General features: G+C 37.4%; 5 protein-coding genes. All 5 read left to right on the top strand.

The window, feature by feature from the left end; translation table 11 throughout:
• Positions 1-455 precede the first annotated feature (455 nt).
• The 5 genes from ACTWQB_RS07525 (at position 456) to ACTWQB_RS07505 (ending at position 7,146) form a co-directional block, all read left to right on the top strand.
• Complete coding sequence (locus ACTWQB_RS07525; protein WP_443138573.1) at positions 456-1,256, top strand: TerC family protein; 801 nt, start codon at positions 456-458, stop codon at positions 1,254-1,256.
• Between the two features lie 94 nt (positions 1,257-1,350).
• Positions 1,351-2,421, top strand: a complete 1,071-nt coding sequence (locus ACTWQB_RS07520) for a hypothetical protein (RefSeq protein WP_443138572.1) — start codon at positions 1,351-1,353, stop codon at positions 2,419-2,421.
• A 189-nt stretch (positions 2,422-2,610) separates the two neighbouring features.
• Positions 2,611-4,002: an L-cystine transporter gene (locus ACTWQB_RS07515; RefSeq protein WP_443138571.1), complete on the top strand. Its 1,392-nt coding sequence runs from the start codon at positions 2,611-2,613 to the stop codon at positions 4,000-4,002.
• 553 nt (positions 4,003-4,555) lie between these two features.
• A complete protein-coding gene (locus tag ACTWQB_RS07510) occupies positions 4,556-5,791 on the top strand; it encodes an aminopeptidase (RefSeq protein ID WP_443138570.1) in 1,236 nt (411 codons plus the stop codon).
• A gap of 92 nt (positions 5,792-5,883) precedes the next feature.
• Entirely contained in the window at positions 5,884-7,146 is a 1,263-nt protein-coding gene (locus ACTWQB_RS07505) for a helix-turn-helix domain-containing protein (protein ID WP_443138569.1), read from the top strand.
• The last annotated feature ends 125 nt before the right edge of the window (positions 7,147-7,271 follow it).

The following is a 7,271-nucleotide window of genomic DNA, read 5'->3' as shown; positions in this document are numbered from 1 at the left end:
GCTTTAAACGGTTTGATCGTTTTAGATTAAAGGTGTTATTGCATCATCAATATAAGAATTTAAAGGTTCGTATCAATTAAATTAGGAGTGAGCGTATGCTCACCCCAACATTTGACTTAGAACCTTTTTATTTAGGTATTAGATATAATTGACTTTATAACAAGCAATAGCTATAATATAAAATACAAACATATACTCCAAAGGGGAGTAGCTTGAGACATTATAGTCGTCATGACGAGGGAGGCCTCCGGCTATAATGGCAACGTGATGATGTTGTAAGCGAGACCTTTACGCAAGCAAGGAATTTTTGCGTAAAGGTTTTTATATTCAATTAAGCCTTTATCGCAATGCTTGCGGTAAAGGCTTTTTTCGTTGTGGCCAAGTAAAAGTGAAATTCATTGTATAAAAAGCCTATGTTTGTAATCAAACTACTAAGGTAAGGGAGCGATCGTGAAATGGATGCAGGTCTATTACTAGAATATGGATGGGTACTACTCGTATTAATTGCATTAGAAGGGGTCTTAGCAGCCGACAACGCATTAGTGTTAGCCATAATGGTTAAGCATTTACCGGAAAAAGAACGTAAAAAAGCTTTATTCTATGGTTTAGCCGGGGCTTTTATACTTCGTATAGGGTCACTATTTATCATTTCATTCTTGGTAGATGTGTGGCAGGTTCAAGCATTAGGCTCAATATATTTACTTTACATTGCGATTAATCACCTTGTTAAAAAGCGGCTTAAAAAACGGAAATCCGTTACACCAGAAGAAGCAAATGCAAGGAAAGATGCAAAAGGTTCTGGCTTCTGGATGACAGTAGTCAAGGTTGAGTTTGCTGACATTGCTTTTGCTGTTGACTCAATCTTAGCAGCAGTAGCACTTGCCATGGCATTACCAGCAACACCATTACCACAAATCGGTGGCATGGATGGTGGTAAGTTCCTCGTCGTATTAACTGGTGGTTTAATCGGGGTTGTCATCATGCGTTTTGCTGCAACCTATTTTGTTAAATTACTTAAAAAGCGCCCAGGCTTAGAAACAGCAGCCTTCCTCATTGTCGGTTGGGTCGGTGTAAAATTAATGGTCATCACGTTGTCACATGAAGATATTGGCTGGATTCCGTATGACTTTGCCCATTCAACAATGTGGAAAATCATCTTCTATGCCATTCTAGTGGCAATTGCACTAATCGGCTGGTTCTCATCTAATGAACAAGAAGTAGATGAAGATGAAGTTGATCCATTACAACAACAGTAAATAATTTCAAAAGAGCTAACCTATGATGGTTAGTTCTTTTTAATGTCTGGCTCTCATATACTATTACAACGAATGAAGCTACGGGGGGCCATATATGAGGAGAAATTATTTTCTAGGTGGTACGACCGCAAAAGGATATTATCGATTCTATGATGAATTAATTAGCACGCTAGGTCATGTGTTGTATATTGAAGGTGGTTTCACATCCATTCTACACCCAGCCTTAGAGCAACTAGCTGATGAATGTGAAAAACAAGGAGAAATTGGCTGTGTCTACAATCATATTGAGCCAGATCAACTTGAAGCAGTAGTCCTTCCAGAAAGACGGTTAGCAGTCATTGACCGATCGAAGGCAAATATTAAAAAGCTATCACTTCCTAAGTTATTAGAAAATGTTATTTATATTGGTGAAGGCTATGATTACGATATTTTAAAACGAAATCAAGGTCAGCTAATTCAAGCGAGGAAAGAAATGCAAGGTTACTACCAAAAAGCTGTTGAACATTTTAAAACAGCTCATGATTACCATGAAGAAGTTGAGAAAATTTATATTAAATACTTAAACATCGATAAAGCAAATGATGAGACTGAGCGGTTGAAAAAGTCTGTATTTAATTCTACCAGCTTAAACAAGTCGTCTGCAGTCGTACATCGTTATCTTGGGGCTGCAACACCTCAGGGGCCGACTGATTTTGTGTTAGATTTAACGTCTGATATTGACCGAAGGATTTTTATAAAAGGGCGATCAGGAACGGGCAAGTCAACGATGTTAAAGAAGTTGGTGACTGAATCCGTCAATCGTGGAATTGATGTTGAGATTTATCACTGTGGTTTTGACCCACATAGTTTGGATATGGTCATTTTCCGTGAATTGGGAATTGCGATATTTGATGCAACGGCACCTCATGAGCATGAGCCACAACGGTCTGGTGATGAAATTTTTGATGTTTATGAATTGTTTGTGGATGGATCTCCAGATGATGAGCGTTTAGAGGATATTTTAAATTTGAAAAGTAACTACAAAATGCAAACGAAACAGGCGACTGATTACTTGAAACAAATTCAAGATCGCCAACGAACATTTGAAGCTATTTACCAAGAGGCTTTAGATGATGGCTTTATTCAGGGAGTATCTGCACGTATTCAAAATTGGGTAGACTGTTAATTAAATAAACAACTATTAAAAAATGCCTTTACTATATAGGAGATAAGCCGGTTGACTTCCCTATAAGGTGGGCATTTTTTGTGTTTTATTAACTCTATGCCTTGACTAAAGTATTTTTTCCAATTAAAGTATAATATTGAGTAAACTTATAGGAATTATATAATATATTAACATCAAGGGGGAGATAATATGTTAATCATGATAAATATGGCGATCATGTTCGCATTAATCATTGTGTTATATCAGATGCAGAAGAAGCATGTATCGTTTAGTAAAAGAGTCTTTACTGGCTTAGGATTTGGGATTTTGTTAGGGATTTTCCTACAAGTGGCTTATGGAAGTGACAGCAATGTTGTATCCACCACAACGGATTGGTATTCGTTAGTAGGTTCTGGTTATATTAGACTTCTTATGATGATTGTTATTCCACTAGTTATGGTTTCCATCATCAAAGCCATTACGAATTTAGAGAAAACATCTCAGTTAGGTAAAATGTCTGGTTGGATTATAGGGATTTTAGTCGGAACAGCGATGATTGCTGCAGTCGTTGGTGTTGGAACATCAGTAGCATTTGACTTAAATGCTGAACAAATTGAAGCGGGTCAGTCAGAACAAGACCGTGGTGCTTACTTAGAAGAGCGTCTAGGTGATGTGGAGAGTATGACCACACCTCAGCGTATTCTAGAATTTATCCCTAGAAATCCGTTCCAAGACATGACTGGGGACCGAGCAACTTCAACGATTGCGGTAGTAATCTTCTCTGCATTCATAGGTGTAGCTGTCTTAGGCTTAAGACGGAAAAGACCTGAGCATGCTGAGTTTTTTACAAAGATGATTGATGCTGTATACAGTGTCGTCATGCGTATTGTAACGCTCATCTTGCGTCTAACTCCGTACGGTATCTTAGGGTTAATGGCTAACACCGTTGCTCGTACAGATGTTGGTGGCATCATTGAGCTGTCGAAGTTCGTACTCGCATCTTATGTTGCATTACTCATTATGTTTGTAATTCATTTATTAATGATTAGTTTTGCAGGATTGAATCCAATCACATACTTGAAGAAAGTTTTACCTGTACTTGGATTTGCATTTACGTCTCGTTCAAGTGCTGGGACCATTCCGCTTAATATTCAAACACAGAAAAATAATCTCGGTGTTCCAGATGGAGTGGCAGATATGTCAGCGTCATTTGGTGCTACAATCGGTCAGAATGGCTGTGCCGGTATTTACCCTGCGATGTTAGCGGTGATGATTGCGCCAACTGTTGGTATCAATCCATTGGAGCCAACGTTCTTACTCATGCTAGTGATCATTATTGGAATCAGCTCATTCGGTGTAGCAGGCGTTGGTGGTGGAGCAACATTCGCAGCATTAATTGTTTTATCTGCAATGGATTTACCAGTTTATCTTGCGGGTCTTCTTATCTCTATTGAACCATTAATTGATATGGGGCGTACAGCGCTTAACGTTAACGGTGCGATGACATCAGGGACAATTACGTCAAGAATATTAGGAACATTAAACAAAGAACGATACAATGATCCAAAAGCGAATGAAATTGACTTATCTGAAGTATCATAATAGAGGTGGCCGAATAAGGCCACCTCTATTTTTTTAAAGTAGTGAAAAACTCATATAATAAGGGCTCTATACTAATTGTGGTGGTGTCCAATGTCACAACAATTATGTTGAGAGATTGATGATTGAACCGTTGGTTTGTGACTCGCTATCGGCGGACGCTTGCCGTGGGCACGGCTTCAGCTAACTGGGGAAAGAAATACGCTTTCCCCAGTGGATCTTCAGCTCGTGCTGTTCCCACTGGCGTCGCCTATCGCTCGTCACATTCTCATCTGTATAAAAAGGTGGGGTTGAACATCACATAAAAAAATACACTCATTCGCCATCTCTTATTATCCTAAAGTCGACGAAAACACTAGAAAAAGAGAGGCGATATGAGTGATATGGTATTAAATCATTTGAAAGGTTGCGTCGAAAGGTTTTACACTACCACATTTGAAATAGAACCCATATAAGCGAGATTTGTTTTAATATCTTTAAAATTCATAAAAAACTTTTTTTAAATTTGGAAATATGAAATAATAGAAGAAAAGATAAACGATCGAGGAGTGTATTTATGGTTCCATCAAAAGAACAATTAACCAAGTATGCAAAATTAGCAGTAGAAAAAGGCGTTAACATTCAAAAAGGACAATCATTAGCAATCAATGCACCAATTGAGGCTCGTGAGTATGTACACTACGTCGTCGAGGCAGCGTATGACGCTGGAGCAGAGGGCGTACATGTGAACTGGTCAGACGAAGTTCTAACAAGAAAAAGTTACGAACGTGAACCTTTACATATATTAGAGGACGTTCCAGAGTGGTTTGTCGAGAAACAATTAAGCCACGTGAAAAAAGGTGGAGCGATTTTAACAATTTATGCGCCAAACCCTGATTTATTAGAAGGAATTGACGCTGAACGTGTTGCGAAAGCAGCTAAAGCTAAAGGGCAGGCGTTAAACGAATATAAAAAGTACATTATGAATGATCGTGTACAATGGTCCATCGTATCCGTTCCGACAGACAAGTGGGCTAAAAAGATCTTCCCAAATCGAGACGTTGATGATGCCGTAACGTCACTTTGGGAACAAATCTTCTCTATTGTTAGAGTGGATCAAGAAGACCCGATAGAAGCATGGAAGGAACACAATAAAACATTGTACTCCATTCGTGACTATTTGAATGATAAACAATATGAGGCGTTAGAATACCAATCAGAAGGGACCAACATGACGGTGAAACTGCCAGAGAACCATATTTGGGCTGGTGGCGGCGCTGTGGCTGAGAATGGAGCGGAATTTAACCCGAACATGCCAACTGAGGAAGTTTATACAGCACCTCACCGCGAAGGTATTAATGGTACTGTCACAAACACAAAACCACTTAACTATAACGGAAACTTAATTGATGGATTTACGTTAACGTTTGAGAACGGTAAAGTAGTCGACTATAAGGCTGAACAAGGCGAAGAAACGTTAAAGCATTTATTAGAGACAGATGAAGGGGCAACACACATTGGTGAGATTGCATTAGTGCCACATTCGTCACCAATATCTCAATCTGAGTTAATCTTTTATAACACTTTATATGATGAGAATGCATCTTGTCATATGGCACTAGGTGAAGCTTACCCTACGAATGTTAAGGGTGGAGAAAAAATGTCTCAAGATGAGCTGAAAGAAAAAGGGATTAACACTAGTCTTGTTCATGAGGATTTCATGATTGGTTCAGCAGACTTAACAGTATATGGCGTTACGAAAGATGGTAAAAAAGAACCGATTATTGAAAATGGTGATTGGGCTATAGTTTAATGTGATAGGGTGGGATTAATTCTCACCCTTTTTTACAAATAAGTAGTAAAGGCCTGCTTATTAGCAAGTACATAGAAAGCTGGTAAAGGAATATGAAATTGGTAGGAAAATTGATTAAGTGGCATCGTAACAAGTATAAAATTACCCAAGAACTGTTAGCCGAAGACATTTGTTCTGTCACTCAACTAAGCAAAATAGAAAATGGACAAATTCAAGCAAGCGAAGAAATTTTAATTTCAATTGCTCAAAGGTTAGGGATTCCAGAACAAAAGTTTACTAATCCTATTGACCAAGAGCATAAACAAATGGCTGAACAGTTAATTACAGCCATTCATGAATATGATATTCCAAAAGCAAGAGAGTTAGAGGCAATATTAATTAAGAAGCGCCATGAAGATCTACATTATGATTTAGAGTTCTTATGTTTATTGGCACGTTTCGGGTATTTGCTTTTAATGAAGCAGTTAAAAGATGCTGATGAGCTCTATGAAACAATTATGGAGTACGATGAGATTTTTGAAGAAGCAGCGCCATATAGCTTTCATAAGTTTTTAGGTGATTATTTAATCAATAAATGTTTATTTATTGATGCTAAAAATCATTTATTAAAAGCAAAGAACCTTTTACCTGACCAAGAAGATCCAGAACTTTATATTTTATTAGCAACAGCAGAAAGTCATTTAGAAAATGTTCTTACTTCAAACCAATATGCTAGAAAAGCTTTGCGGATTCTTCAAGAGAAACTGTACTATTCAAGAATTATAGAGTGTGAGATTATTTTGAGTTCGAATTATACATTTGTTAGCGAATATCAGCAGGCGAAGGAGCATTTGGAACGCCTTGATTCATTGATTGATCATAAATTTGAACCTAGTTTAAGAGTGAAAATCTACTTCCATTTAGGTTTAATACATGCAATGACCAATGATTTTGAAGAAGCGATTCAATTACTTGATAAGAATTTATCAACGGATGTTAATGAGACTGAGTTGATGCACTCTAGATATTTACTGGCACATACTTACTACATAAAAGACTTAGAGGATAAAGCGTTGGAACTAATACAAGAGGGACAAGCCATCGCGCAGGAGCATCAACTTAACTACTATTCAATTAAGTTTAAATCTCTTAAGTTAGTCATAGAAAACAAGCGTGAAGAATTGGTACATTTCCTTAACGATCAGGCAATTCCATTTTTTAAAGCGACAGGTCAAGCATTTGATTTAAGATATTATTATCAATTACTTGGACATACATTGTACCGACTAAAAAAATATAAGCGTGCAGCCGAAGTATTAATGATTGCTGATGAGCAAAGGAAACGATTTTTGGAGTATAACATCGATAAACGGTGAAAAAATCACCTGAGAAAATTTAAAATTTTCTAAAAAATACCTTCACAAATCAACTTTTTGCGTATATAATTAATTTGGGTGTAATTCTTCAGCAGGGTATACATATGTCATTTTGTAAAGCATAT

This window comes from Piscibacillus sp. B03 (genome assembly GCF_052246295.1).
GTDB lineage: Bacteria > Bacillota > Bacilli > Bacillales > Alkalibacillaceae > Piscibacillus.
The sequence above is the reverse complement of the archived record's forward strand: the minus strand, read 5'-3'. Positions and strand labels throughout refer to the sequence as shown.